Source organism: Microvirga splendida, from assembly GCF_016427565.1.
GTDB lineage: Bacteria > Pseudomonadota > Alphaproteobacteria > Rhizobiales > Beijerinckiaceae > Microvirga > Microvirga splendida.
This window is the reverse complement of sequence record NZ_JAELXT010000028.1, coordinates 1-26887: the sequence shown is the minus strand read 5'-3', so window position 1 is coordinate 26887 and position 26887 is coordinate 1. Positions and strand designations below refer to the sequence as shown.

Sequence of the window (26887 nt, the reverse complement as noted above, 5' to 3'; positions counted from 1 at the left end):
GCCGGATAAGCTTGCATTGGATTTCGGTCGCGATACTCCACTTGTCTTTGTTCGCGTTCCGCCAGAGGCCCCATGATCCAGGTCACGAACTCCATTGCGCTCGATGAAGGCGAACTGCAGGAAAGCTTCATCCGCGCCTCAGGCCCTGGCGGGCAGAACGTCAACAAGGTGGAGACGGCCGTCCAGCTGCGCTTCGACGTGCGCAACTCGCCCTCGCTGCCGGACTACGTGAAGGAAAAGCTGGAGCGGCTCGCCGGCAGCCGCCTGACCAATGACGGCGTGCTGATCATCACGGCCCAGCGCTTCCGCTCGCAGGAGCGCAACCGCGAGGATGCGGTGGAGCGCCTCGTGGAATTGGTCCGCCAGGCCACCGAACGGCCCAAGCCCCGCCGGCCGACGCGGCCGACGCTGGCGTCCAAGAAGCGCAGGCTGGAGGCGAAAGGCCGCCGGTCGGACATCAAGAAGGGGCGCAGCGGCAAGCCGGGCTTCGACTAGCCTTCACCCCCTGGCGGGTAGACGTGCTCGCCGCCCCTGAAATCCGACACCGTATGGCAGCCGCCGTTCTCCCGGATGGCGTCCGGGCCGATCACCGCCTTCCCGTGCCCGCCAGGAATGTCGAGGATGTAGGTGGGCTGGCACAGGCCGGAGATCCGCCCGCGTAAGGAGGCCACCAGGGCGCGGCCTTCCTCGATGGAGAGGCGGAAATGGCTCGTGCCCGGCGCAAGATCGGGATGGTGCAGGTAATAGGGCTTGATCCGCGTTTCCACGAAGGCGCGCATGAGGGCGGCGAGCGTGTCGGCATCGTCATTGACGCCCTTGAGCAGCACCGACTGGCTGATCATCACGATGCCTGAATCCACAAGGCGCGCGCAGGCGGCTCGCGCCTCCGGCGTCAGCTCGCGCGGGTGGTTGGCGTGAAGCGCCACATAGGCTGTCTTGCCGCTGCATTTGAGGGCCGCGATCAGCGCCTCGTCCACCCGCTCCGGCTCCACCACGGGCACGCGGGTGTGGAAGCGGACGATCTTCACATGGTCGATGGCAGAGAGCCGCTGCATGATCTCGGCGAGGCGGCGCGGGGACAGCACCAGCGGGTCGCCCCCGGTGAGGATCACTTCCCAGATCTCCGGATGACCGGCGATATAGGCGAAGGCCTTGTCCATGGCCTCGGGCGACAGCGTGCCGAGCCCCTGCGGGCCCACCATCTCGCGGCGGAAGCAGAAGCGGCAATAGACCGGGCAGACATGCACGGCCTTGAGCAGGACCCGGTCGGGATAGCGGTGGACGATGCCCTCGACCGGGCTATGCGCCAGGTCGCCGATGGGGTCGTCCCGCTCCTCGGGGGTGGTTGTCAGTTCGGCTGCATCGGGCACGAACTGGCGGGCGATGGGATCGTTCGGGTCGTTCGGGTCGATGAGTGCGGCCATGGCGGGGCTGATCGCGACGGCGTAGCGTTGCGCCACCGCCTCGATCCGGGCCAGTTCATCGGGTGCCACGAGACCGGCTTCCGCCAGCTCGGCCGGGGTGCGCAGGGGGCGAATTGCGTTCATCGGCCGGTCTCCGGCACGGGCGCCCAGAGCACCTGTTCGATGCGGGAGGCGCCGGTGGCGAGCATCACCAGCCGGTCGAAGCCCAGCGCAATGCCGCTGGCCTCGGGCATATGGCTTAGCGCCGCCAGGAAATCCTCGTCCACAGGGTAGCTTTCTCCATAGACCCGCATCTTCTCGGCCATCTCTCCTTCGAAGCGGCGGCGCTGCTCGGCCGCGTCCGTCAGTTCGCCGAAGGCGTTGGCGAGTTCCACCCCGCAGGCATAGAGCTCGAACCGTTCGGCCACACGCGGGTCGCGGGCGGTCGGGCGGGCGAGGGCCGCTTCCGCGACCGGGTACTCGTCCAGGATCGTGGCGCGGCCGAGGCCGAGATTCGGCTCCACCCGCTCCACGATGACCCGGCTGAAGAGATCGGCCCAGGTGTCGTCTCCGGCCACCCGCAGGCCCGCCGCCTTCAGGCTGGCGGCCAACTGCTCCCGGTCGGTTTCGCCGCTGCGGTCGATGGAGGCGAGGAGGTCGATGGCGGCAAAGCGCTCGAAGGCCTCGGCTACGCTCAGGCGCTCCGGTTCCTTGAAGGGATCAGTCTCGCGGCCACGCCAGGCGAGGGTGCGGGTGCCGGCCGTCTCGGCGGCGAGTCCCAGAATCTCCCCGCAATCCTTCATCAGCGTCTCATAGCTCTCGCCTGCCCGGTACCATTCGAGCATAGTGAATTCCGGGTGGTGCAGGGGGCCGCGCTCCCGGTTGCGGTAGACATGGGCGAAGCACGCAATCCGGGTCTCGCCGGCCGCCAGCAGCTTCTTGCAGGCGAATTCCGGCGAGGTGTGAAGGTAGAGGGGCGCTCTTGTGCCGTCAGGGCCGATGGCCTCCGTGGCGAACGCATGGAGATGAGCCTCGTTGCCCGGCGAGGTCTGGAGCGTGGCCGTGTCGACCTCCACGAAATCCCTGGCCGCGAAGAAGCCGCGCAGGGCCGCCTGGATCCGGTTGCGGCCCACCAGGAAGGGGCGACGATCGGCGTGGACATGGGGCGTCCACCAGGGGGAGGGAGCGGGCACGGGCTGATCCATTCCAAAGGGCTCGGTGAGGTCGGACTGGCGATTTGCGCCAAGATAGGCTACTTGCGGCTCGGAAAACCGTTTCTCGGTGCCACTGGGGGCTGGACGACCCGACCCTCACGACGCGCCCTTATCTGTCACAAGGAAAGCTTCTCGTGAAGGTCATCGCCTCTACGCTCCGCAAAGGCAACGTCGTCGATATGGACGGCAAGCTGTATGTGGTCCTCACCGCTCAGAACATCCACCCCGGCAAGGGCACCCCGGTCACCCAGCTCGACATGCGCCGCATCTCCGACGGCGTGAAGGTCTCCGAGCGCTACCGCACCACCGAGCAGGTCGAGCGCGCCTTCGTCGAGGACCGTGAGCACACCTTCCTCTATCAGGATGGCGAGGGCTACCACTTCATGAACCCGGAGAACTACGATCAGGTCGTGGTCCCGGAGGACATCATCGGCGATCAGAAGGCCTATCTCCAGGAAGGCATGGCCGTGATGCTCTCGATCCATAACGGCATCGCCATCGCCATCGAGCTGCCCGCCCGCGTGACCCTTGAGATCACCGAGACCGAGCCGGTTGTGAAGGGCCAGACGGCCTCCTCGTCCTACAAGCCCGCCATGCTGTCCAACGGCGTGCGCACCCTGGTGCCGCCCCACATCCAGGCCGGCACCCGCGTGGTGATCATGACGGAAGACGGCTCCTACGTGGAGCGCGCGAAGGATTAAGATCCTCTCCCGTCATGCCCGGCCTTGTGCCGGGTATTTACGTCTTTAATCCGCTGTGGTTCCTAAGACGTGGATGGCCGCAACAAGTGCGGCCATGACGGCAGGCGTTATCAGCACCTTGAAGGGCAGGGACTTTCGGTGAAGGCTCACCGGGTTTCCTGCCTTTTCCATATCAAGAGCAGAATCGTTTCATGAGCCGCGGCCTTTTAAATCCCATCAACCCCCTGGTCGCCGATGTGGGCAGCCCGCCGATCCCGGAGGCGCAGGCCTGGGTCGGGCGCTATGACGGGTCGCATGGGCCGCTGATCAACCTCTCCCAGGCCGTGCCGGGCAACGCCCCTCATGCCGAGTTGCTGGAGCGGATGGCTGCCATCGCGGGCTCTCCGGCGGGCTCGCAATATGGCCCGATCAACGGCGATGCGCCCCTGAGGCAGGCCTACGCGGCCGAGCTGTCGCGCCTCTACGAGGGCCGGATCGAGCCGGAAGACACGGCCGTGACGGCCGGCTGCAACATGGCTTTCTTCGCCGCCATGATGCTGCTTGCCCACCGGGGCGAAGCGGTGCTGCTGCCCACCCCCTGGTACTTCAATCACCAGATGAGCCTCGATATGCTCGGCATCGAGCCGCGCCCGCTGCCGTGCCGGGCGGAGAACGGATTCGTGCCGCGCATCGAGGATGCGGAGGCGCTGATCGACGAAAAGGTCAGGGCCATCGTTCTGGTCACGCCCAACAACCCGACAGGCGCCGTCTACCCGGCCCATGTCATCGAGGGCTTCGCGCAGCTCTGCCGCCGGCGCGGCATTTATCTCGTGATCGACGAGACTTACCGGGATTTCCTGCCGGCCGGCATGAATCGCGCCCATGGGCTGTTCACGGATGAGAACTGGCGCGACACGGTGATCCAGCTCTACTCGTTCTCGAAATCCTACGCGATCCCCGGCCACCGCACCGGCGCGATCACGGCGGATGCCGGGCTCATCGAGCAGGCGGCCAAGATTCTCGACTGCATCCAGATCTGCGCCCCGCGCACGTCTCAGGGCGCGCTTCCATGGGCCATCGATTCCCTTCGCGACTGGCGCGAGGACAACCGGGCCGAAATCAACCGGCGTGCACAGGTTTTTCAGGACGCGCTCGCGCCGCTGCCGGAGTGGACAATCGAGTCGGTCGGCGCCTATTTCGCCTATGTCCGCCAGCCGTTTGCCGGGGCCAGGGCGCAGCAGGTCGCGGAAGCGCTGGCGACGCAAAGGGGCGTTCTGTGCCTGCCGGGAAGCTATTTCGGCCCCGGCCAGGAAGGGCACCTGCGGGTGGCCATCGCCAACGTGGGAGCCAATGTCCTGAGCGGTCTCACGGAGCGCTTCCGGGGCTTGTCCTTATAGTACCTCCTTGGAGGCAAAACCATATTCTGCGGGACCTGCCCTTGGCAGGACGGTAGGGCGATGGTTACTCTCTTGATCAAACAGGCACGCGTTGAGAGTGCCGCGGGGAATTGGTTTTGACCGTCAAGATCGACGTGACAGCAGATGCAGGAGACCGGCTTGCCGCCCCGCTCAACGGGTCGGCGAACGGCGCTTCCCTGACTGTCGAGCGTCCTGCGCAGACGGAAAGGCGACGTTTCTCCAGAAGCTATGCGGCGCTCGACCTCGGCACGAACAATTGCCGCCTTCTCATTGCGGAGCCTGCGCATTTCGGCTTCCGGGTCGTGGATGCCTTCTCGCGCATCGTGCGTCTGGGCGAGGGGCTCGGCCTCGGCAACCGGTTGAGCGACGGCGCCATCGAGCGCACCCTTGATGCCCTGCGCGTCTGCCGCGAGAAGATGGCCGCGAAGGACGTGAAGCGGGCACGTCTCGTAGCGACCGAAGCGTGCCGACTCGCCGAGAACGGCCCCGCCTTCATCGAGCGCGTGCGGGATGAACTCGACCTCGACCTCGAGATCGTCGACCGCAAGACGGAGGCCTACCTTGCCGTCACAGGCTGCGCGTCCCTGGTCGATCCCAAGGCGCAGTCGGTCATCGTGTTCGACATCGGCGGCGGCTCCACGGAGATCGCCTGGCTCGACGGTCGGGCACCCCATGCCTTCGCCGATCCGTGCAAGCGCATCCGCGCCTGGGATTCGCTGCCCGTCGGCGTGGTGACCCTGGCCGAGCGCCACGGCGGCATCGACGTCACGCCCGAGATTTTCGAGGGCATGGTCGAGGAGGTGTCCGAGCTTCTCATGGATTTCGCCCTCGTGGCGGCTCAGGCCGGACGCGCACACAACTTCCATCTGCTCGGGACCTCGGGAACCGTCACCACGGTCGGAGGCATTCACCTGGGGCTCGCGCGCTACGACCGGCGCCGGGTCGACGGGATGTGGATGCGCAACGGCGAGATCTCGACAGTGATGGATCGTCTGCTGCATTCGGACTTCAGGCAGCGGGCCGAGAACCCCTGCATCGGCAAGGAACGGGCCGATTTGGTTCTCGCCGGCTGCGCCATTTTGGAAGCGATCCGCCGGGCTTTCCCGTCGGAGCGCCTGCGCATCGCGGATCGCGGACTGCGCGAAGGAATTCTGATGAACATGATGCGAGAGGATTCTGTGTGGCGAGGGGGCAGTCCGCGGTGAGTGCCAAGTCCAGCGCGGGGTCCGGTTCGGGTGTCCGCAATCTCAAGCAGCGCGTGAAGACCGCCAACAAGCGGTCCCTCTCTTCGCAGAAATGGCTGGAGCGCCAGCTCAACGATCCTTACGTCGCCCGTGCCAAGCGCGAGGGCTACCGCTCGCGTGCGGCCTACAAGCTGCTTGAGATCGACGAGAAGTACCGCATCCTGAAGCCGGGCCAGCGGGTGGTCGATCTCGGCGCCGCGCCGGGCGGCTGGTCGCAGATCGCCGCCAAGGTGGTGGGGGCGAAGGGCAAGGTGGTGGGCATCGACCTCCTGCCCATCGATCCCATGCCCGGCGTCGAGTTCATCGAGCTCGACTTCCTGGACGAGAGCGCTCCCGGCCGGCTGATCGAGATGCTGGGCGGCCCCGCCGACGTGGTCATGTCCGACATGGCGGCCAACACCACCGGCCACAAGAAGACCGATCACCTGCGCATCATCGGCCTCGCGGAGGCGGCGATCTACTTCGCCCGCGAGATCCTGGCGCCCGGCGGCGCGTTCATCGCCAAGGTGTTCCAGGGCGGCACGGAAAACCAGCTTCTGGCCGACCTCAAGCGCGACTTCGCCGTGGTGCGCCACGTGAAGCCGGCGGCGAGCCGGGCCGATTCGGCGGAACTCTATGTGATGGCGACCGGTTTCCGGGGACGGGCGGACGAAACGCCTTAAAGCCTCACGGCTTCCACTCAAGCCTCGGATAACAGGGAGCCACGACCATGGCAGTGCACCGCATCGGGATCATCGGCCTGGGCAAGATCGCGCAGGATCAGCATCTGCCCGTGATCAGGGCTAACCCGGATTTCGAGCTTCTCGCCGTGTCGAGCACGCGCGGGCTCTCGCACGAGGACGCGAAATACACGTTCCAGGACTACCGCGAGCTGCTGAAGCTGCCGGACCTGGATGCTGTCTCCATCTGCACGCCGCCGCAGGTCCGGCATCAGATCGCCCGCGAGGCGTTGCTCGCCGGCAAGAGCGTGCTGCTGGAAAAGCCCCCGGCCGCGACCTTGAGCGAGCTTGAGGATCTTCGGGCGCTTGCGGCAAAGATCGGCAAGGTGGTCTTCACCACCTGGCACGCCCAGTACAACAAGGCCGTCGAGGAGGCCAAGAAGGCGCTCGCCGGCTGGTCGATCAAGCGCCTTCAGGTGACCTGGAAGGAGGATGTGCGGCACTGGCATCCGGGCCAGCAATGGATCTGGGAGGCGGGCGGCTTCGGGGTGTTCGATCCCGGCATCAACGCGCTCTCCATCGTGACCCGCATCATGCCGGAGCCGGTCTTCATCAGGTCGTCGAGCCTGGAATTCCCGGCCAACCGGGATGCGCCGATCGCCGCGAACCTCACCTTCTCCATGAGCCACGGGCAGGGCGACCTCCAGGCCGTGTTCGACTGGCGCCAGACCGGCCCGCAGACCTGGGACATCGAGGTCGAGACCGAGGCCGGCCTGACCCTGAAGCTCACCCATGGCGGCAGCTGCCTTGAGCTCAACGGGCGGCTGATGGTGCAGGAGGAGCCGGCGGAATATCAGGGCATCTACCGCCGCTTCGACGCGCTCTTGACCATCGGCCATTCCGAGGTCGACGACGCCCCGTTCCGCCTCGTGGCCGATGCGTTCATGATCGGCAAGCGCGTGCAGGTGGACGCGTTCGAGGATTGATAGACGCCTCCACTGTCGTTCCGGGGCCGCGCAGCGGAGCCCGGAACGACAGTGTTTCACCGGTTTAAGTCAAATTCTTCTTCAAGAACGCCACCGTGCGCTGCCACGCGAGGTCCGCCGCGTCCTTGTCGTAACGGGCTGCGTTGGTGTCGTTGTTGAAGGCGTGGTTGGCGCCTTCGTACATGTGGATCTCGTAGGTCTTGCCCGCCTGCTTCAGGGCCGCCTCGTAGGCCGGGATGCCCGCATTGATGCGCTCGTCGAGCCCGCCGTAATGCATCATCATGGCTGCTTCGATCTTCGGCACGTCCTCAGGTCTAGGCTGGCCGCCGTAATAGGCCACGCCGGCATCGAGCTTCGGTTCGTTGACCGCGAGATTGTTGACCGCGCCGCCGCCCCAGCAGAAGCCGATGGCCCCGACATTGCCGTTGCTGTCCGGCAGGCCCTCCAGATAGGCCAGGGCCGCCTTGCCGTTGGCGATCACGTCGGGCTGCTTCAACTGGCCGATCATCTCGCGGCCCTTGTCCTCGTCGGCGGGCGTGCCGCCCATGGGCGAGAGGTAGTCGACGCCGAGCGCAATGAAGCCTTCCGTGGCCATGCGGCGGGTCACGTCCTTGATGTGCGGGTTGAGGCCCCGGTTCTCGTGAATGACGATCACGGTCGGGAGCTTGGCCGAAGCATCCTTCGGCTTCGCCAGATAACCCTTGAGGCCGGGCTGCCCGCCGGGAATGTCCACAATCTCCGTCGTGATCCGCGGATCGGTTTCCGGCACGGTCTGAGCGTGGGCGTAGTTGTTCTGCAGGATTGGCAGGATGGCCGCCGCGCCGGCCGCGCTGCCGGCGAGCGCCGCGAGCTTGTCGAGGAAGGAGCGGCGGCTCATGCCGCCATGGGTGAAGTCGTCGTAGAGGTCGATGATGCGCTGATCCATGTTGGCCTCCTCAAGCATCGGACCCAAAAGTGGAATCCACTTTTGGGACCAATCCGATGCTTCTCCCTGTGCTAGCGCATCGTTCTTAGCGGAAAACCGGGACCACTTTTCCGCACGATGCGCGGTCTTAAGGCCATGGTAGAGCAACCCTATCGCCGTTCTACCTCCTCACCGAGATTTGTAGTGCCGTCGCCGAGGCCCGTAGCCGGGGGCTTCTTCTCGACAGCTCGGTGCCCCGACATCTCGGCGCCGGCGTTGGGCGAGAGGCGGACGAAGACGAAGCCGGACAGGGCCGAGATGGCCGCGACAGCCCAGAAGGCCGGCCCGAAGTCGACCGCCGTGATCCCAGGCGTTCCGTCGTAGGTGGAGGCCGTCTCCAGCACCAGGGCGCCGAAGGCCACGCCGATGCTGAGCGAGACCTGCTGCAGGGCGCTGCCCAGGCTCGTGGCATAGCTCATCTCGCGGTTGGAAATTTCCGCATAGCCGATGGCGTTCAGGCTGGTGAACTGGAGCGAGCGGAAGCAGCCGCCGACCAGCAGGACGATCATGATGAGCCAGTGCGGGGTCTCCGGCGTGAAGAACCCGTTGGCGGCGACGAAGGCCGCGCCGATGAAGGCGTTGATGGTCAGCAGCCGGCGAAAGCCCGTCGCCTCGAGGATGCGCTTCGCCATGGTCTTCATGAACAGCGCACCCACGGCCGCAATGAAGGTGAGGGAGCCGGAGGCCAGGGGACCCAGGCCGAAGCCCACCTGCAGCATCAGCGGCAGCAGGAACGGAATCGCCCCGATGCCGATGCGAAAGAGCGAGCCGCCGACGACGCTGACACGAAAGGTCGGCACCTTGAGCAGGCTGAGATGCAGGACCGGATAGGGCGTGCGCTTGGCGTGAAAAATGTAGAGAACCAGGCTGACGGCGCCGACCACCATGCATCCGAGCGAGATCTGTGTCGGGACGAGATGCTGCCCGGTGGTGGAGAAACCGAGCATCAGCAGGGAGAAACCCACCCCGGTCAGCAGGAAGCCGATGAGATCCAGAGGCGGCGTGTCGTCTTCCCTGATGTTCGGGACGAACCTCAAAGCACACACGATGCCGATGATCCCGATGGGGATGTTGATGAAGAAGATCCAGCGCCAGTGGAAGTACTCGGTGATGAAGCCCCCGAGCGGCGGCCCGACGATGGGGCCGATCAGCGCCGGGATCGTCAGGGTCGCCAGCGCCTGCACCACCTCGCTGCGGGCCACGCTGCGCAGGAGCACGAGGCGCCCGACCGGCACCATCATGGCCCCGCCGGCGCCCTGGACGAAGCGGGAGAACACGAACCATTCGAGGGAATTGGCCCAGGCACAGGCGAGCGAGCCCGCCATGAACACGCCGATGGCGGCCGTGAAGATCGTCCGCGCCCCGTATTTGTCCGCCATCCATCCGGAGATCGGGATGAAGATGGCAAGGCTCACGAGATAGGAGGTCAGCGCCAGCTTGAGGGCGATCGCCTCCGTTCCCAGGTCCTGCGCGATCATCGGCAGGGAGGTGGAGATCACGGTCGAATCCATGTTCTCCATGAACAGGGCCGTCGCGATGATCAGCGGGAGAAGGCGGGATTGACGCATGCCCGCCGGACATAGCGCTGTGTAACCCCGATGCAAAGGCTCAAACGGCGCAATGCAGATCTTCTGGGGATGCGGCTCTGAACCCTTTGCGAAAACGAAACCCCGTGCTACGGACCCGTGCCAACTCGCCAAAGCGTTATTTTCTCATTCGCGCACCCCCAAAGGAGTTGGTCATGGCCTCAGTTTTCGCCGATAAGATCATCGAGGGACTGACCTTCGATGACGTGCTGCTCCGGCCCGGCCGCTCCGAAGTCCTGCCCGGCGACGTGGACGTCGCCACCAAGCTGACCAAGACCATCCGCCTCAATATGCCGATCATCGCCTCCGCCATGGACACGGTGACGGAAGCCCGCATGGCCATCGCCATGGCCCAGAACGGCGGCTTGGGCGTGATCCACCGCAATCTCGAGCCCGAGGCCCAGGCCGAGCAGGTGCGCCTGGTGAAGCGCTACGAGTCCGGCATGGTGATGAACCCCATCACGATCCACCCGGACGAGACCCTGGCCGATGCCCTGGCCATGATGAAGCATCACGGCATCTCAGGGATTCCGGTGGTCGAGCGCGGCCCCGGCGGGGCCAAGGGCAAGCTCGTGGGCATCCTCACCAACCGCGACGTGCGCTTTGCCAGCAATCCAGGCCAGAAGGTCTCGGAGCTGATGACCAAGGACCGGCTCATCACGGTGCGCGAGGGCGTGAGCCAGGACGAGGCCCGGCATCTCCTGCACCAGTTCCGCATCGAGAAGCTCCTGGTCGTGGACGATCACTTCCGCTGCATCGGCCTGATCACCGTGAAGGACATTGAGAAGCAGGTCGCCTATCCGAACGCCGCCAAGGATTCGCAAGGCCGCCTGCTGGTCGCCGCCGCCACGACCACGGGCGAGCAGGGCTTCGAGCGCGCCGAGCGCCTCATCGATGCGGGCTGCGACGTGGTGGTGGTCGACACCGCCCACGGCCATTCCGTGAAGGTGCTGGAGAGCGTCACCCGGGTGAAGAAGCTCTCCAACGCCGTTCAGGTCATCGCCGGCAACGTGGCGACCAGGGAAGGTGCCCAGGCGCTGATCGATGCGGGCGCGGACGCCATCAAGGTCGGCATCGGTCCCGGCTCCATCTGCACCACCCGCATCGTGGCAGGCGTCGGCGTGCCCCAGCTCACCGCCATCATGGAAGCCGTCGAGGCGGCCGGTCAGGCCGACATTCCGGTGATCGCCGACGGCGGCATCAAGTTCTCGGGCGATCTCGCCAAGGCGCTCGCTGCCGGCGCCTCCTGCGCCATGGTGGGCTCGCTGCTCGCCGGCACGGACGAGACCCCCGGCGAGGTGTTCCTCTACCAGGGTCGCTCCTACAAGTCCTATCGTGGCATGGGCTCGGTGGGCGCCATGGCCCGCGGCTCGGCCGACCGCTACTTCCAGGCGGAGGTGCGCGACACCCTGAAGCTCGTGCCGGAGGGCATAGAGGGTCAGGTCGCCTACAAGGGTCCGGTCTCGGCCGTCCTGCACCAGCTCACCGGCGGCCTTCGCGCCTCCATGGGCTATGTGGGCGCCGCGACCCTGCCGGAATTCCGCGAGAAGGCGCAGTTCATCCGCATCACGTCTGCCGGCCTGCGCGAGAGCCACGTCCACGACGTGACGATCACGCGGGAAAGCCCTAATTATCCGACCCGCAGTTAAGCTTCAGTCGAGTTCCCGCCCATGAGCATCTCCGCCGTCATCCTGCCCGTCCTCGTCCAGGTTGGGCTCACCTTCATCCTGCTGTTCTGGATGGGCCGGACGCGGGTGGGGCACCTGCGATCCGGTGAGGTGAGGGTGAAGGACGTCGCGCTGGGCGAGCGCAACTGGCCTGCCCGGGTGACGCAGATCCAGAACGCGTATCATAACCAGTTCGAGCTGCCGGTGCTGTTCTATGCCCTGGTGGCCCTGGCGCTGATCACCCGGCAGGCCGACATGCTCTTCGTGGCGATGGCGTGGCTGTTCGTGGCAAGCCGCCTCGTCCATGCGGCCATCCACACCACCTCCAACAAGATCTCCCGGCGCTTCATGGCTTTCCTGGTCGGGGTGCTGATCCTGGCGGCCATGTGGGTGATCTTCGGCATCCGCATCTTTGCGGCGGAGGCCGGCGTTTAAGGGCAGGGGAGTTGTAAAAGGCTCTTCAGTCAGCCCTCATCCTGAGGGCCGCCAGCGGCGGCGTCTCGAAGGACGAGGGCGTTTCCAGTGTCTGCTGGATCATCCTTCGAGACGCGGACTTGGTCCGCTCCTCAGGATGAGGCAGGGAGGGGCTCAGAACTTCCGGCCGCTCTCGAGCTGGGTCTTGGCGTCGAGCTGCTTCATGGGAGGCGGGGTCAGGTCGGCGGCCGGGGCCGTGGCGCAGGCGGCGATCGTGAGGGTCAGGCCGACGGCGACGAGGCCGCGGGTCAGTCGGGTCAACATGGAAAGTGGCTCCAGAGAGGAATCGTGCGGAATGCACGCACCTCACCATCCACTTTCGATGGGGGCGGAAAATAGGAAACAATGTGTCGCTTCTGCGGCCAAGCTTCGAGTGTGCTTTTCTCATGACACCTGCCGCCCGCATCTCCGCCGCCATCGAGGTCCTCGCCGATATCGAGGCGCGCCGCCGCCCGGCCACCGACGCCCTCAAGGATTGGGGCCTGTCGCATCGCTTCGCCGGCTCCAAGGACCGGGCCGCCATCGCGAGCCTCGTCTACGACGCCCTGCGGCGGAAGGCATCCGCCGCCTGGATCATGCTCGACAACGCCCCGCGGGCCATTGTGCTCGGCATGCTCAGGCTGCAGCGCGGCCTCGATGTGGGCGCCATTGAGGCGCTCTGCTCGGGCGACCGCTTCGCGCCGGAGCCGCTCTCAGATATCGAGCGTGAGCGGTTGGACAAGGCAGATCTTTCAGGCGCTCCCGCCCATGTGGCCGGCGATTTCCCGGACTGGATCGAGCCGTCGCTCCAGCGCCTCCTCGGCGACGACCTCGTGCCCGAGATGCAGGCGCTTGCCACCCGCGCGCCCCTGGACCTGCGGGTGAACACCCTGAAGGTCTCCACCCGCGACGAGGCCCACGATGCCCTGCCGCATCTTGGCGCCGTCGAGACGCCGCTTTCGCCTTATGGATTGCGCGTCATGCCGGGCGAAGACGGCCGCGGGCCCGCCGTGCAGTCCGAGCCGGAATTCCTCAAGGGCTGGATCGAGATCCAGGACGAGGGCTCGCAACTCGTGGCGCTGCTGTCGGGCATCAAGCCCGGCGAGCAGGTGGTCGATCTCTGCGCGGGCGGCGGCGGCAAGACCCTGGCGCTGGCGGCCCTGATGGAGAACCACGGCCAGATCTACGCCACCGACAACGATGCCCGCCGTCTCGCGCCGATCCATGAGCGCCTGACCCGGGCGGGCGTCCGCAACGTCCAGGTCCGCACGCCGAGGGCCAAGGCCGATGCGGTGACCGATCTCGACGGGCGGATCGACTGCGTGCTCGTGGACGCGCCCTGCACCGGGATCGGCACCTGGCGGCGCAACCCGGATGCGAAATGGCGCCTGCGCCCCGGCAGCCTGGAGGTTCGGCGCAAGGAGCAGGCGACGGTGCTCGACCGGGCGGCGGAGCTGGTGAAGCCGGGCGGCCGCATCGTCTACATCACCTGCTCGATCCTCCCTGAGGAGAACGACGACGCGCTCGCGGGCTTCCTGGAGCGTCACGAAGGCTTCAAGCCGGTCTCCCATGAAGAACTGCTCGGCAAGTCCGAACTCGGCTTCCTCATGAACGCCACCCGCCGGACCGCCTATGGGCTCCAGCTGACTCCGCTGACGACCGGCACGGACGGCTTCTATGTCGCCGTGCTGGTGCGAAAGCCATGAACAAGCGTCATATTCCCATTGTTGACCCGACCCCGAGGCCGTAAAGACCCTGCCATGACCCAGACCCACGACAAGATCCTGATCATCGATTTCGGCTCCCAGGTGACCCAGCTCATCGCCCGGCGCGTGCGCGAGGACGGGGTCTATTCGGAGGTGGTGCCGTTCCAGAAAGCCGCGGAAGCGATCCGCACCATGAAGCCCAAGGGCGTGATCCTCTCCGGCGGGCCGGAATCGGTCACCACGGACGCGTCCCCCAGGGCCCCGAAGGAGGTCTTCGAGGCAGGGCTTCCGGTGTTCGGCATCTGCTACGGCCAGCAGACCATGGCGGCCCAGCTCGGCGGCGATGTCGAGGGCGGGCATCATTCCGAGTTCGGCCGCGCCGAGATCGAGGTTCTGACCGAGAGCCCGATCTTCCAGGGCGTCTGGCAGGTGGGCAAGAAATATCCCGTGTGGATGAGCCACGGCGACCGGGTGACCAAGCTGCCCGAGGGCTTCGAGGTTCTGGCGGCGTCCGAGAACGCCCCCTTCGCGGTGGTGGCTGACGAGGCGCACAAGTTCTACGGCGTCCAGTTCCACCCGGAGGTGGTGCACACCCCGCAGGGCGCGCAGCTGATCCGCAACTTCGTGCGCGACATCGCCGGCTGCCGGGGCGACTGGACCATGAAGGCCTTCCGCGAGGAGGCCATCGAGCGCATCCGCGCCCAGGTGGGCACAGGCCGGGTGATCTGCGGCCTCTCCGGCGGGGTCGATTCTGCTGTCGCCGCGGTCCTCATCCACGAGGCCATCGGCGACCAGCTCACCTGCGTGTTCGTCGACCACGGCCTGCTGCGCGCCTCGGAAGCCGAGCAGGTGGTGACGCTGTTCCGCGACCACTACAACATCCCGCTCGTCCACGTGCAGGCGCAGGACCTGTTCATCGGCGCGTTGGAGGGCGTGTCCGACCCTGAAGTGAAGCGCAAGACCATCGGCCGTCTCTTCATCGACGTGTTCGACGAGGAAGCCAAGAAGATCGGCGGCGCGGATTTCCTGGCGCAGGGCACGCTTTATCCCGACGTGATCGAGAGCGTCTCCTTCACGGGCGGGCCCTCCGTCACCATCAAGAGCCACCACAATGTGGGCGGACTCCCTGAGCGCATGAAGATGAAGCTCGTGGAGCCCCTGCGCGAGCTGTTCAAGGACGAGGTGCGCGTGCTCGGCCGCGAACTCGGCCTGCCCGACGCCTTCGTGGGCCGCCACCCGTTCCCCGGACCCGGCCTCGCCATCCGCGTGCCCGGCGAGATCACCCGCGAAAAGCTCGACATCCTGCGCAAGGCCGATGCGATCTACCTGGAGGAGATCCGCAATGCCGGCCTCTACGACGAGATCTGGCAGGCCTTCGCCGTGCTGCTCCCCGTCAAGACCGTGGGCGTCATGGGCGATGCGCGCACCTACGACCACGTCTGTGCGCTGCGCGCCGTCACCTCCATCGACGGCATGACGGCGGATTTCTACCCCTTCGACATGACCTTCCTCGGCCGCGTCGCCACGCGCATCATCAACGAGGTCAAGGGCATCAACCGCGTCACCTACGACATCACCTCGAAGCCGCCCGGCACCATCGAGTGGGAATAGCCAATGCCGGCGACGCTCTACGGCATCAGGAACTGCGACACGATGAAGAAGGCGCGCGCCTGGCTCGACGCCAGGGGCGTTACTTACGCGTTCCACGACTACAAGGCCGAAGGCATCGACCGGGCGCGGCTGGAGTCATGGGCGCAAAGCGTCGGCTGGGAGACGCTGCTCAACCGGGCCGGCACCACCTTCCGCAAGCTGCCGGAGGCCGACCGTGCGAACCTCGATGAGGGCAGGGCACTGGCGCTCATGCTCGACCAGCCCTCCATGATCAAGCGCCCGGTGCTCGACCTGGGTGGGCGCATTCTTGTCGGATTTAAGCCGGATCAGTATGAGGCAGAGGTTCGCTAGGAACCCTCCTGCTCGTCACAGCTGTTTTCTCCCCGTCATGCCCGGACTTGGTCCGGGCATCTACGTCTTTTCCCTGCAAGTTCCCCTCGGACCTCATCCTGAGGAGGTCGCCTGAGCGACCGTCTCGAAGGATCGTCCAGTGCTCTCTGGAGCCTCCTTCGAGACGCAGACTGCGTCTGCTCCTCAGGATGAGGTCGAATAATTCAAGAGACGTGGGTGGCCGGCACAAGGCCGGCCATGACGACCGGGTGTCATCCCCGGCGGCCGCAGGCCGGGAAGGGGATCCAGCCACACCCTCGGCGCCATGGATTCCCTTCCCCTCCGATGGCTCCGCCATCTCCGGCCGGGAATGACACTTCCCTTGGCGCCATAACGCTGTCGCCCCAAGGCCGCGTGAGCGGAGCCCGCAATCACGGCGGCTCGTGCCGGCAGCGGCAGTAACAATCGCACCTGAAACAAAAAGGCGGGCCGCAAAGCCCGCCTTTTCCGTGTCTTAAACCCGCCGCCCTACTGGATCTTCGGCGGCGCGTCGAAGTTCAGGGCGGGGAGGCCGCCCGGGTCGCCGGGGGCGCCGAGACCCGGGACGATGAGCTGGTCGAGCTTCTGCTGCACGGCTGCCGGATCGACCACGGGGCCGGCCGACTTGTAGTGCGTGACGATGCCCGGGAAGAGAACCACGATGGCCACCATGATGAGCTGGATGATCACGAAGGGAATCGAGCCCCAGTAGATCTGGCCCGTGGTCACCGGCTCCATGCGCTTGCCCGTCACCTTGTCGATATAGGGCACCTTGGGCGCCACCGAGCGCAGGAAGAACAGGGCGAAGCCGAAGGGCGGGTGCATGAACGAGGTCTGCATGTTCACGCCCATCATGACGCCGAACCAGATCAGGTCGATGCCCAGCTTCTCGGCCGCGGGCCCGAGCAGCGGGATCACGATGAAGGCCAGCTCGAAGAAGTCGAGGAAGAAGGCCAGCAGGAACACCATGATGTTGACCACGACCAGGAAGCCCACCTGGCCGCCCGGGAGCGAGGTCAGCAGGTGCTCGACCCAGATGTGCCCGTTCACGCCGTAGAAGGTGAGCGAGAACACGCGGGCGCCGATCAGGATGAAGAGCACGAAGGCCGACAGCTTCGCGGTCGCTTCCGTGGCCTGCTTGACGATCGTGAAGTTGAAGCGGTTCGGGTTGTTGTCGAGCCGGCGCTTGACGGCAGCCAGGATCACCGCGCCGAGGGCGCCCATCGCGCCGCCTTCCGTGGGAGTGGCGAGGCCGATGAAGATGGTGCCGAGCACGAGGAAGATGAGCAGCAGCGGCGGCACCATGACGAAGGTGGTCTGCTGCGCGATGTTGGACATGAGGCGAAGGCCGGTGAAGCGCTCGACGGCGCCGACGACGAGCGCATAGACCGCGCCGGCGATCACCATCTCCAGCGTGAGCGCCAGATCTTCATATCCCTGGTTGTTCAGAACCACGTAGGCGCCCACGAGCAGCACGGTGAGCACGGCGGAGATCGCGATCCGCTTGGCGCCGAGCACCCTGTTCATGAGGGCGCAGATGAGCGCCACCACGGTGGCGACGCAGATCGTCAGGATGACGAAGTCCGCGCCCGCGCGGGTGTCGGTCTGCGACAGGATGTAGTAGCCCACGAGGCCGGAGAAGAGCACGAGCACGCCGAGCTGCCACACGCCGCGCGAGCCGTTGGGCTCGCGGAAGCCGACCGCCTCCAGCGGCAGGCCGGGCGCGGCCTGCGGGCTGATCATCGAAGCCAGGAAGATGTAGCTCGCATAGAGGCCCGACAGGATCAGGCCCGGCAGGAACGCGCCCTCGTACATGTCGCCGACCGAGCGGCCGAGCTGGTCGGCCATGACGATCAGCACGAGCGAGGGCGGGATGATCTGCGCCAGCGTGCCCGAGGCCGCGATGATGCCGGTCGCAAGGCGCCGGTCATAGCCGTAGCGCAGCATGATCGGCAGGGAGATGAGACCCATGGAGATCACGGAGGCCGCGACCACGCCCGTGGTGGCGGCGAGCAGCGCACCCACGAACACCACCGCATAGGCAAGGCCGCCGCGCAGCGGACCGAAGAGCTGGCCGATGGTGTCGAGCAGGTCTTCCGCCATGCCGGAGCGCTCGAGGATCAGCCCCATGAAGGTGAAGAACGGGATTGCCAGCAGCACCTCGTTCGACATGGTGCCGTAGACGCGGTCCGGCAGCGCCTGCAGGAGCGGCCAGGACAGGTTGATGGTCTCGGGCGCGAGCGGAGCGAGCTCCACGGCGATGAAGAAGAACAGCAGGCCGTTGGCCGCGAGCGAGAAGGCGACCGGGTAGCCGAGGAGAAGGAAGATCACCAGCGCGCCGAACATGATCGGCGCGAGGTTCTGGGCGATGAAGACAGCCATGGACGAGAGACTCCGGAATTCAGATCGGGGCGAGGGGCGTCAGCGGATGCCGTCGCCCGGAGGCTCGCCGCCCTTGGTTGTGCTGGTGTCGCCCAGCTCGTCGACCAGCCGGTCGGCTTCGATCGGGGGCGCGTGATGGCCGGCGTGATCGTGCTCGTCGACGAGCTGGCCCCGCATGATCGCCACGCGCTTGATGAGCTCGCTCAGCCATTGGAAGGCGAGCGTGATGAAGCCTAAGAGGATGAGGCCCTTGGCCGGCCAGATCAGCAGGCCGCCCGCATTGGAGGAGACCTCGCCGGAACGGTAGGAATTGAAGAAATAGGGGAAGCACAGGTAGAGCATCAGCGCCAGGAACGGCAGCAGGAAGAACAGGTGACCGATCAGGTCGATCGTGTTGCGTCCCCGCTTGGAGAGCTTGTTCGACAGGATGTCGATGCGGATGTGCTCGTTGACCTTCAGGGTCCAGGCGGCGCAGAGCATGAACACGGCGCCGAACAGGTACCATTGCAGCTCGAGCCAGGCATTGGACGAGACGCCGAAGAGGCGCCGGATGATGGCGTTGATGGCCGAGACCAGGATGGCCACCACAATGGCCCAGGCGGCCACCTTGCCGATGCGTTCATTGATCGAGTCGATGACACGGGATAGCCCGAGAAGTGCCGTCACCTGTCTCCCCCCTTAGAACCTATTGGTTGAAATCTTGCGGCCTAGCTATCGGACTTGAGCCGGCCCCGCTAGAGCCGCTTTCGTCCAATGCAAGGTTTTGACGGGTCCTAGCGGGGAAACTTTGGTGCCGCAAGAGGCCCTTCTGTTAAAAGTTTAGGCAGCATAAGGCTTTGCGGGAGGTTGGAAACTTGCGCGTGGCGGCCTTGAGGAATTTTTGGTTTTCCCGCCGCTCTCCAATAGTCAAGATTGGTTTCCCTGAGGGATCTGGCTATAAGTTCCTAACCTCTGGAGGCACCCCGTGACGCTGCTCGTTCTTGGCCTTGTGCTCTTTCTCGGCACCCACTCCTTCAGCATGGCGCGGGGGAGCCGGGCGGCCCTCATCGGCCGGATCGGGGAGGGGCCTTACAAGGGGCTCTATTCCCTCCTGTCGCTCGCCGGCATCGTCCTGGTCTCCATCGGTTATGGACAGTACCGGGCCGATGGCTACATCCCGGTCTGGGACCCGCCGGTCTGGACGCGCCACCTCGCGCTGCTCCTCGTCCTGATCGCCTTCATCTGCTTCGTGGCGGCCTATCTGCCGGGCCACATCAAGGCGCGGCTCAAGCATCCCATGCTGGCTGGCGTGAAGATATGGGCCTTGGCGCACCTCATCGCCAACGGGGATCTCGGCTCGATCCTGCTCTTCGGCTCGTTCCTCGTATGGGCGGTGCTGGCTCGCATCAGCGCCAAGCGCCGGGACGTGGCGGCCCAGCACGGCGGCACGGCGGCGCCGGCGGGTTGGCGCAACGACATCCTGGCGGTGGCGATCGGCGTCGCCGCGTATCTCGCCTTCGTGTTCTGGCTCCATCCCTGGCTCATCGGCGTGCCGGTTCTCCCCATGAGGGCATGAAGCCTCTCGCCTTGTGTGGTTGTCTATGCGAGCGCATCGAGCGAAAAAGTGGGCCCGGTTTTTCGCCCCAATCGATGCGCTCATTCATAGGAAGCATCGGATGATCCCAAAAGTGGGTTCCACTTTTGGGTCCGATGCTTTACGACCCCCCTTCGTGTTTTTGGAGGCGGCCGCCGTGCCGCGTGAGTGGGACGATGGCTCAGAACGACGAGTTCATTCGCGAAGTCGATGAGGAATACCGCCGCGACCGGATCGCCCAGATCTGGCAGCGCTACAACGGAATCATCATCGGCGTGGTGGTGCTGATCGTGGTGGGCGTCGGCGGCTGGCGCTATTGGCAGCACCGGCAGCAGAATCTCGCCCAGGAAGCGGCCGTTCGCTACGAGGAGGCCCTGCGCCTGTCCTCCGACGACAAGGGACAGGAAGCGCAGGCGGCCTTCGAGAACGTCCTGAAGGAGGATGCCGGCACCGGCTATGCCATGCTGGCCCGCTTCCGCCTCGCCGCCGAACTCGGCCAGCAGAACGCCGAGAACGGCGCCACGGCCTTCGACGCACTCGCCAGCGACGCCTCCGTGCCCCCGCTCTGGCAGGACCTCGCCCGCCTGCGCGCCGCGTGGCTGCGCCTCGACACCGCGGAACCCGCCGCCCTGCGCCAGACCGTCGAGCCGCTGGCGGCACCCGCCAATGCCTGGCGTCATTCCGCAAGGGAACTCTTAGGTTTGTCCGGTCTTAAGGCCGGTGACATGGATTATGCCGGCCGCTGGTTCGACCAGATTGCCGCCGACCGCGAGACGCCTGCCGCCCTGCGCCAGCGCCTTGCCGTCTACACGGCTCTCGTGGCGGGCGGCCCGGTTCAGGTGACGCAGTAGGATAGGACAAGACATGACGCCCACCGTCGCCATTGTCGGGCGGCCGAATGTCGGCAAATCGACTCTGTTCAACCGTCTCGTCGGCAAGAAGCTGGCGCTCGTGGACGACCGCCCCGGCGTGACCCGCGACCGCCGCGAGGGCGAGGCGCGCCTCGGCGATCTCGAGTTCCGCATCATCGACACGGCCGGCCTGGAGGAGGCGACGGAGGAGTCGCTGCTGGGCCGCATGCGCGCCCAGACCGAGGCCGCCATCGTGGACGCCGACGTGATCCTCTTCGTGATCGATGCCCGCGTGGGCATCCTTCCCGCCGACCGGCCCTTCGCCGAGATGGTGCGCCGCTCCGGCAAGCCCGTGATCCTCATCGCCAACAAGGCGGAAGGCTCCAGCGGCATGGCGGGCGCCTACGAGGCCTTCGGGCTGGGTCTGGGCGATCCGGTGCCGCTCTCCGCCGAGCACGGCGAGGGCATGGCCGACCTGTTCGAGGCCCTGATGCCTCACTTCCCCCATCCGGACGAGATGGAGGGCGATGAGGACGACCCGAACAAGCCCCTGCAGGTGGCTATCGTCGGCCGCCCCAATGCGGGCAAGTCCACCCTCATCAACCGCATGGTGGGCGAGGACCGCATGCTCGTTGGTCCCGAGGCCGGCATCACCCGCGATTCCATCTCCCTCGATTGGGAATGGCGCGGACGCGCCATCAAGCTGTTCGACACCGCGGGCATCCGAAAGCGCGCCCGGGTCGAGGACAAGCTCGAAAAGCTCTCCGTGGCCGATGCCCTGCGCGCCGTGCGCTTTGCCGAGGTGGTGGTGATCCTGCTCGACGCCACGATCCCGTTCGAGAAGCAGGACCTGACCATCGTCGATCTGGTGGAGCAGGAGGGCCGCGCCCTCGTGATCGGCCTCAACAAATGGGATCTCGTGGCCGACCAGAAGGGCCTGCTGACCGACCTGAAGGAGAAGGCCACCCGCCTGCTGCCGCAGGTGCGCGGCGCGCCGGTCGTGCCCCTGTCGGGCCTTGCCGGCAGCGGCATCGATCCGCTCATGAAGGCGGTGCTGCATACTTACGAGAAGTGGAACACCCGCATCTCGACCGCGCGGCTCAACCAATGGCTCTCCGAGGCCATCGACGCCAACCCGCCTCCGGCCGTCTCCGGCCGCCGCATCAAGATCCGCTACATGACCCAGGTGAAGTCGCGCCCGCCGCACTTCGCCGTGTTCGGCAACCAGCTCGATGCCCTGCCGAAGAGCTACACCCGCTACCTCGTCAACGGCATCCGCGAAGCCTTCGACCTTCCCGGCACACCCATCCGGGTGTCCCTGCGCATGGGCGCGAACCCGTTCGACAAGGACAAGCGGGGGTAAGAGCGTTCCTCACGCCTTGACTGCGTCATGCCCGGGCTCGTCCCGGGCATTTCCGTTTTCAGGGGCGGCCGCCGGCTTCGCGAAGTGCTTGGCGCCCGCCACGCAGGCGATGACCGCGACGTTGACGGCGACCATGCCCCAGCCGACGGTTTCGTGCAGGAGCGCTGCTGCCAGCATCAGCCCGAAGAACGGCTGGAGCAGCTGCAGCTGCGACACGCCCGCGATGCCGCCGAGCGCCAGGCCGCGATACCAGAACACGAAGCCGATCAGCATGGAGAACAGGGACACGTAGGCGAGCGAAAGCCAGGCGGGCAGGCCGATCCCGCTCCACGAGGCCGGGAGGCTGACCAGCATCAGGCCCCCCGTGAGCGGCAGCGAGAGAACGAGCGCCCAGGAGATCACCTGCCATCCGCCTAAGCGGCGCGAGAGCTTGGCGCCCTCCGCATAGCCGAGGCTGCACGCCACGATGGCGGCGATCATGAGAAGGCTGCCGGTGGAGGAGGCGGAGCCTCCCTGCAGCAGGGCGAAGCCCGCCACCAGGGCGCCGCCGAGCCCGGAGAAGATCCAGAACCCGGCCCTCGGACGCTCGCCGCCGCGCAGGATGCCGAAGAGAGCCGTGGCGAGCGGCAGCAGGCCGACGAAGCAGATGGATTGCGCCGAGGTGATGTGCTGAAGCGCCAACGCCGTCAGCAGCGGAAAGCCCACCACCACGCCGAGCGACACGATGGCGAGCGGCAGGAGGTCGCCGCGCGCGGGCCGCTTCTGGCGTAAGCCGATGAGCAGCGCCGCGCCTAAGAGCCCCGCGATGGTGGCCCGCGCCAGGGTCAGGAACAGCGGGTCGATGTCGAGCACGGCGATGCGGGTCGCCGGCAGCGAGCCGCTGAAGATCAGCACCCCGAGAAAACCGCTGACCCATCCCTCGGTCGTCCTGTCCATGCGCGTCCCTCCATCCTGCCCTGTGTGGCCCGGACCGCATGGCTTTTCCAGGGACGGTGCATTACAGTTGAGCCAAACTGTCATGGAACGATGGCCGGTACAGTGGACGATCTCACCCTTCCCACCCGCGACGGCACCCTCGTGGAGCATGTGATGGCGGCCATCCGCCGCCGGATCGCCAGCCGCGCCCTGGCGCCGGGCGGCAAGCTGCCGTCCATCCGGGCGCTGGCCCAGACCATGCGGGTGTCGAAATCCACCGTGGTGGAGGCCTATGACCGGCTGGCGGCGGAGGGCGTCATCCGCTCCCGGCCCGGCTCCGGCTTCTACAGCGCGGCAAGCCTCGCGCCCCTGTCGCTCGCCGAGCTCGCCCCGCGCCTCGACCGGGCGGTCGATCCGTTCTGGGTCTCGCGGCAATCCCTGGAGGCGCGCCGGGAGGTTCTGAAGCCCGGCTGCGGCTGGCTGCCCGACGCCTGGATGCCCGAGGACGAGATCCGTCGCGCCCTGCGCGGCCTGGCCCGCACGAAGGATGCAACGGGCCTCACCGATTACGGCACGCCTCTCGGCCTTGCTCCCTTGCGCGCCTTCCTCTCGCGCCGTCTCGCGGAGCAGGGCGTCGAGGCAGCATTCGACCGGATCCTGCTGACGGATTCCGGCACCCAGGCCATCGACCTCGTGTGCCGGCTGCTGGTCCAGCCCGGCGACACGGTGCTGGTGGACGACCCCTGCTACTTCAACTTCCTGGCCCTGCTGCGCGCCCATCAGGTCACGGTGATCGGCGTGCCGATGACCCCGGCGGGCCCCGATCTCGGCGCCTTCGAGCAGGCGCTGGGCCACCACAAGCCGCGCCTCTACATCACCAATTCCGGGCTGCACAACCCGACGGGCGCCGCCCTCTCCACGGTCACGGCGCACCGCCTCCTGAAGCTCGCCGAGCGGCACGGCCTCACCGTCGTCGAGGACGACATCTTCGCCGATTTCGAGCACGAGCCCGCGCCGCGTCTCGCGGCTCTCGACGGCCTGGACCGGGTGGTGCGCATCGGCAGCTTCTCGAAGACCCTCTCGGCCTCCTTCCGCTGCGGCTACATCGCCGCGAGACCGGACTGGATCGACAAGCTCACGGACCTCAGGATCGCCACGGGCTTCTCCAGCCACCGCCTCGCCGAAGAACTGGTCCTCGGCGTCCTCGGCTCAAGCGGCTACCGCAGGCACCTGGAATCCTTGCGCACCCGGCTTGGCCGAAGCATGGCGGCCGTCGTCCCGCGCCTGCAGGCGCTCGGCATCACACCCTGGATCGTCCCGAAAGCCGGCATGCTCCTGTGGTGCCGCCTGCCGGACGATCTCGACGCCGCCGTCGTGGCGCGCCACGCGCTGAACGAGGACGTGGTGCTCGCCCCCGGCAACGTCTTCAGCCCGGCGCAATCGGCCAGGAGCTTCATGCGCTTCAACGTGGCCCAATGCACGGATGAGCGGGTGTTCAAGGGGCTGGAGAGGGCGATGACGGCGGCGGGGTGAGGTAAGCGCCTGTTTCATCCTCCATCGTCATGGCCGGACTTGTTCCGGCCATCCACGTCTTTACACCGGCGCAGAATAAAACGTGGATACCCGGGGCAAGCCCGGGCATGACGGTTGCGGGTGAAAGGCAACTCAGTACCATCGCCTGATGCAGAAGGGCGGCTGGGTCTACATCATGACCAACCGGCGCGACGGCACGCTCTATTGCGGCGTGACGAGCGACCTGTCCCGCCGCGCGTGGCAGCACCGCGAAGGGCTGATCGAAGGCTTCACGAAGCAATACGGCCTCAAGCGTCTCGTCTGGTACGAGCATTGTCCCGACATCCGCGACGCGATCCAGCGCGAGAAAACCATGAAGCACTGGCCCCGCGCTTGGAAGGTCCGCCTCATCCACCGCATGAACCCGGAATGGGACGACCTCTACGAGACGCTGAACCGGTAGCGCACTCACGCCCGGTTGCCGCTGCATTCATGGCCTCTCCGCGCGGATCCGGCGATCGGTCCCGGCCATCGTCGGCACGGCCAGGAAGGACACCCTCTCGTCATGGCCGTGCTCGTCACGGTCATCCACGTCTTCAAGAACCACAACGGTCGCAAGACGTGGATGCCCGGAACAAGTCCGGGCATGACTGCTCGATCCGCTGCTTGTCACTGCCCGTCCAGGAGCGCGCGGAGTGAAATGCCGGGAACGCCGAGGCTCCACTCGCAGATCATTCCGTCATTGTACGCATCGAGATTCAGCCAGCATCCTGGCTAATGTTATCTGGCTTTGCCGCCAGACATGGCATTTGTCGAAGAGCAACTTCTAGTTTTACTTCAAAAATATCTATGTTATGTAATTCTATGTCTATATCAGAATAAGAATTGTCTAATGGGCGAGCGCTTCGAACTTTTCAGATTATCCTTGGTGCCAAGGGATCAGAAGCGCTTTTTTGAGGAAGAAATATCGCGTGAAGAGTATCTTCGCAGAGCGTTTAGTCGTGACTGGATTTTCCAGCACTATGGGACTGAATTTCACTATAGATCTGACGCCCAACTGAGCCACAGCGAAGCGCTCCTTGGTCGTCTCGGCAGGCAAGTTACGTTCGACGAGAATCTACCTCCAGAGAAAGGCTTTGCAGAAAACAGCCGAGACGGCTGGAAAGCATGTGTTTTGGCTCTTGATCCACGAGATCATGCTGATGGTCAGAAAGCTGCATTGCAGATTGATCGGCAAGTAGGCACCCCATACTCGCTCATGATTTCATTGGCCGAAGCCATAAACCAGTTTTACAGAGATGCCCCGTTCCAACTCGAGATCCAGCCAATCTTTGACTCGTCTACTTTCTGGCGCTTTGCCGAAGAAAACAGAGGGCAGGTCACGTCACTCACATTTGAGTTTGTTGTTCCAAATGGACTCTGGAGTGCGAACGAGAGTGTACGAGAAGGGCTAGCTAGATATCGTGAGAAAATATCTGCTCAGAAGGTGACGACGACCTTCAAGAGTAACGAAGGTTTGGAAACCGATGCTGAGCCCATACGTGAAGCCGTTTCATACGCAGAGAAGGGAAGTGGTTCGATCAAGGCACGCGCTTTAGGTAACAAGCGCTTTAGCTCGAAAAGGCAGGCAACGGTCGTTACCCTTGATGATAGCGACTCAGAAGAGATGTCCTTAGTGGCTAAAGCGGCCCGCAAAATCACCCAGGTGCTTGGTCGTGAATAGAACAATAGCAATATGTACAGTCCTTGTATGGACAGGCGCCTGGATTACCATATCCTTAACACAGCCCTGGGTATTTGATGACACAAACACATTTCTTAAAGGGTTTGTTAATCACGAGTTCCTTGGCTTCATGGGAGTTATCGTCACAATCACGCTCGCATCTGCGGCAAATCTATTCATTGAGTTGAACAAGCTTGAAGAGAAGATTGAAATGGCTGTGTTCAGTGCATCAAAAAAGCACGTCAAAGACTCTGCTTTTTCTTTGATTGGTCTCCTTATCGCATCGCTTACTATCGTCGTTGTCAAGCCGCTGTTTGAAAGTTTCGGACCAACTGCACAAGCATTGTCTAACGGTATGGCTCTGACGACTATTCTCGTTAGCGTATTGATCTTGATCGACCTGACGCAGGCGGCGTTCAGCCTTGATCCCAATGGTGAATAGCTGAGCGAAACAATTAGAATCCATGCTATGTGGATCGAGTTCCTATTTTGTTCTTGACAAAAGCTGCAAGCTCGGCTATACCTTGCCTTAGAGTCCGTCCCGTAAATCATGAGCATCGACCCAAGCGGCGGATGAGGAGCATGACAGACGCGGCATAAAGGAACGC

26 protein-coding genes are annotated in these 26887 nt (G+C 65.2%); 18 read left to right on the top strand and 8 right to left on the bottom strand.

Features of this window, described 5'->3' with window-relative positions:
* Nucleotides 1-72 precede the first annotated feature (72 nt).
* A complete protein-coding gene (gene arfB, locus JAO75_RS19650; RefSeq protein ID WP_199050843.1) occupies nt 73-495 on the top strand; it encodes an alternative ribosome rescue aminoacyl-tRNA hydrolase ArfB in 423 nt (140 codons plus the stop codon).
* Here the strand turns inward: arfB and JAO75_RS19645 are convergent.
* Together JAO75_RS19645 and epmA are read right to left on the bottom strand one after the other, a co-directional pair.
* Nucleotides 492-1547, bottom strand: coding sequence for a lysine-2,3-aminomutase-like protein (locus JAO75_RS19645; protein WP_199050842.1), 1056 nt, complete (start codon nt 1545-1547; stop codon nt 492-494). The two genes, arfB and JAO75_RS19645, sit on opposite strands and share 4 nt — an antisense overlap.
* Nucleotides 1544-2596: an EF-P lysine aminoacylase EpmA gene (gene epmA, locus JAO75_RS19640; protein ID WP_199050841.1), complete on the bottom strand. Its 1053-nt coding sequence runs from the start codon at nt 2594-2596 to the stop codon at nt 1544-1546. The genes JAO75_RS19645 and epmA overlap by 4 nt, the downstream gene beginning before the upstream one ends.
* 200 nt (nt 2597-2796) lie before the next feature.
* Here epmA and efp point away from each other — a divergent pair, with 200 nt between their 5' ends.
* From efp to JAO75_RS19615, 5 genes are all read left to right on the top strand, one after another.
* Nucleotides 2797-3318, top strand: a complete 522-nt coding sequence (gene efp / locus JAO75_RS19635; RefSeq protein ID WP_246742615.1) for an elongation factor P — start codon at nt 2797-2799, stop codon at nt 3316-3318.
* Nucleotides 3319-3509: 191 nt separating this feature from the next.
* A complete protein-coding gene (locus JAO75_RS19630; protein ID WP_199050839.1) occupies nt 3510-4694 on the top strand; it encodes an aminotransferase in 1185 nt (394 codons plus the stop codon).
* Between the two features lie 116 nt (nt 4695-4810).
* The gene (locus JAO75_RS19625) at nt 4811-5920 is read left to right on the top strand and encodes a Ppx/GppA phosphatase family protein (RefSeq protein ID WP_199050838.1); all 1110 of its coding nucleotides are present in this window, start codon (nt 4811-4813) and stop codon (nt 5918-5920) included.
* Nucleotides 5917-6621 (top strand): SAM-dependent methyltransferase, encoded by a 705-nt coding sequence (locus JAO75_RS19620; protein ID WP_199050837.1) that lies wholly within the window; start codon nt 5917-5919, stop codon nt 6619-6621. Before JAO75_RS19625 ends, JAO75_RS19620 begins: the two co-directional genes overlap by 4 nt.
* Nucleotides 6622-6668: 47 nt before the next feature.
* Complete coding sequence (locus tag JAO75_RS19615) at nt 6669-7604, top strand: Gfo/Idh/MocA family protein (protein WP_199050836.1); 936 nt, start codon at nt 6669-6671, stop codon at nt 7602-7604.
* A 64-nt stretch (nt 7605-7668) separates the two neighbouring features.
* Here JAO75_RS19615 and JAO75_RS19610 read toward each other — a convergent pair whose 3' ends face one another.
* Entirely contained in the window at nt 7669-8529 is an 861-nt protein-coding gene (locus JAO75_RS19610; RefSeq protein WP_199050835.1) for a dienelactone hydrolase family protein, read from the bottom strand.
* Nucleotides 8530-8678: 149 nt separating this feature from the next.
* Complete coding sequence (locus tag JAO75_RS19605) at nt 8679-10136, bottom strand: DHA2 family efflux MFS transporter permease subunit (RefSeq protein ID WP_199050834.1); 1458 nt, start codon at nt 10134-10136, stop codon at nt 8679-8681.
* 173 nt (nt 10137-10309) lie between these two features.
* On the opposite strand from JAO75_RS19605, the gene guaB reads away from it, so the two are divergent.
* Nucleotides 10310-11803: an IMP dehydrogenase gene (gene guaB, locus JAO75_RS19600; RefSeq protein WP_199050833.1), complete on the top strand. Its 1494-nt coding sequence runs from the start codon at nt 10310-10312 to the stop codon at nt 11801-11803.
* Nucleotides 11804-11824: 21 nt separating this feature from the next.
* Nucleotides 11825-12256, top strand: coding sequence for an MAPEG family protein (locus JAO75_RS19595; protein WP_199050832.1), 432 nt, complete (start codon nt 11825-11827; stop codon nt 12254-12256).
* 153 nt (nt 12257-12409) lie between these two features.
* Here JAO75_RS19595 and JAO75_RS19590 read toward each other — a convergent pair whose 3' ends face one another.
* Nucleotides 12410-12559 (bottom strand): hypothetical protein, encoded by a 150-nt coding sequence (locus JAO75_RS19590; RefSeq protein WP_199050831.1) that lies wholly within the window; start codon nt 12557-12559, stop codon nt 12410-12412.
* 122 nt (nt 12560-12681) lie between these two features.
* Between JAO75_RS19590 and JAO75_RS19585 the strand changes: the two genes are divergently transcribed.
* Genes JAO75_RS19585 through JAO75_RS19575 form a run of 3 tightly spaced genes read left to right on the top strand, consistent with a single transcriptional unit; the run spans nt 12682 to nt 15942 of the window.
* The gene (locus tag JAO75_RS19585; RefSeq protein ID WP_199050830.1) at nt 12682-13980 is read left to right on the top strand and encodes an RsmB/NOP family class I SAM-dependent RNA methyltransferase; all 1299 of its coding nucleotides are present in this window, start codon (nt 12682-12684) and stop codon (nt 13978-13980) included.
* A 54-nt stretch (nt 13981-14034) separates the two neighbouring features.
* Nucleotides 14035-15591, top strand: coding sequence for a glutamine-hydrolyzing GMP synthase (gene guaA, locus JAO75_RS19580; protein WP_199050829.1), 1557 nt, complete (start codon nt 14035-14037; stop codon nt 15589-15591).
* Between the two features lie 3 nt (nt 15592-15594).
* The gene (locus JAO75_RS19575) at nt 15595-15942 is read left to right on the top strand and encodes an ArsC family reductase (RefSeq protein ID WP_199050828.1); all 348 of its coding nucleotides are present in this window, start codon (nt 15595-15597) and stop codon (nt 15940-15942) included.
* A 507-nt stretch (nt 15943-16449) separates the two neighbouring features.
* Here JAO75_RS19575 and JAO75_RS19570 read toward each other — a convergent pair.
* Together JAO75_RS19570 and JAO75_RS19565 are read right to left on the bottom strand one after the other, a co-directional pair.
* Nucleotides 16450-18342, bottom strand: a complete 1893-nt coding sequence (locus JAO75_RS19570) for a TRAP transporter large permease (protein WP_199050827.1) — start codon at nt 18340-18342, stop codon at nt 16450-16452.
* Between the two features lie 39 nt (nt 18343-18381).
* Nucleotides 18382-19008 (bottom strand): TRAP transporter small permease subunit, encoded by a 627-nt coding sequence (locus JAO75_RS19565; protein ID WP_199050826.1) that lies wholly within the window; start codon nt 19006-19008, stop codon nt 18382-18384.
* 298 nt (nt 19009-19306) lie between these two features.
* On the opposite strand from JAO75_RS19565, the gene JAO75_RS19560 reads away from it, so the two are divergent.
* From JAO75_RS19560 to der, 3 genes are all read left to right on the top strand, one after another.
* Complete coding sequence (locus tag JAO75_RS19560) at nt 19307-19897, top strand: NnrU family protein (protein ID WP_199050825.1); 591 nt, start codon at nt 19307-19309, stop codon at nt 19895-19897.
* A 194-nt stretch (nt 19898-20091) separates the two neighbouring features.
* The gene (locus JAO75_RS19555) at nt 20092-20766 is read left to right on the top strand and encodes a tetratricopeptide repeat protein (RefSeq protein WP_199050824.1); all 675 of its coding nucleotides are present in this window, start codon (nt 20092-20094) and stop codon (nt 20764-20766) included.
* Nucleotides 20767-20779: 13 nt separating this feature from the next.
* The gene (der, locus tag JAO75_RS19550) at nt 20780-22129 is read left to right on the top strand and encodes a ribosome biogenesis GTPase Der (RefSeq protein ID WP_199050823.1); all 1350 of its coding nucleotides are present in this window, start codon (nt 20780-20782) and stop codon (nt 22127-22129) included.
* Between the two features lie 9 nt (nt 22130-22138).
* On the opposite strand, the gene JAO75_RS19545 is transcribed toward der, so the two are convergent.
* A complete protein-coding gene (locus JAO75_RS19545; RefSeq protein WP_199050822.1) occupies nt 22139-23065 on the bottom strand; it encodes a DMT family transporter in 927 nt (308 codons plus the stop codon).
* A 90-nt stretch (nt 23066-23155) separates the two neighbouring features.
* Between JAO75_RS19545 and JAO75_RS19540 the strand changes: the two genes are divergently transcribed.
* The 4 genes from JAO75_RS19540 (at nt 23156) to JAO75_RS19525 (ending at nt 26721) form a co-directional block, all read left to right on the top strand.
* A complete protein-coding gene (locus JAO75_RS19540; RefSeq protein ID WP_199050821.1) occupies nt 23156-24577 on the top strand; it encodes an aminotransferase-like domain-containing protein in 1422 nt (473 codons plus the stop codon).
* 148 nt (nt 24578-24725) lie between these two features.
* Nucleotides 24726-25019 carry a GIY-YIG nuclease family protein gene (locus tag JAO75_RS19535; protein ID WP_246742613.1) on the top strand — a complete coding sequence of 98 codons (294 nt, stop codon included), beginning with the start codon at nt 24726-24728 and terminating at the stop codon, nt 25017-25019.
* Nucleotides 25020-25448: 429 nt separating this feature from the next.
* Nucleotides 25449-26279, top strand: a complete 831-nt coding sequence (locus tag JAO75_RS19530; RefSeq protein ID WP_199050820.1) for a hypothetical protein — start codon at nt 25449-25451, stop codon at nt 26277-26279.
* Nucleotides 26280-26409: 130 nt separating this feature from the next.
* Nucleotides 26410-26721: a hypothetical protein gene (locus JAO75_RS19525; protein WP_199050819.1), complete on the top strand. Its 312-nt coding sequence runs from the start codon at nt 26410-26412 to the stop codon at nt 26719-26721.
* The last annotated feature ends 166 nt before the right edge of the window (nt 26722-26887 follow it).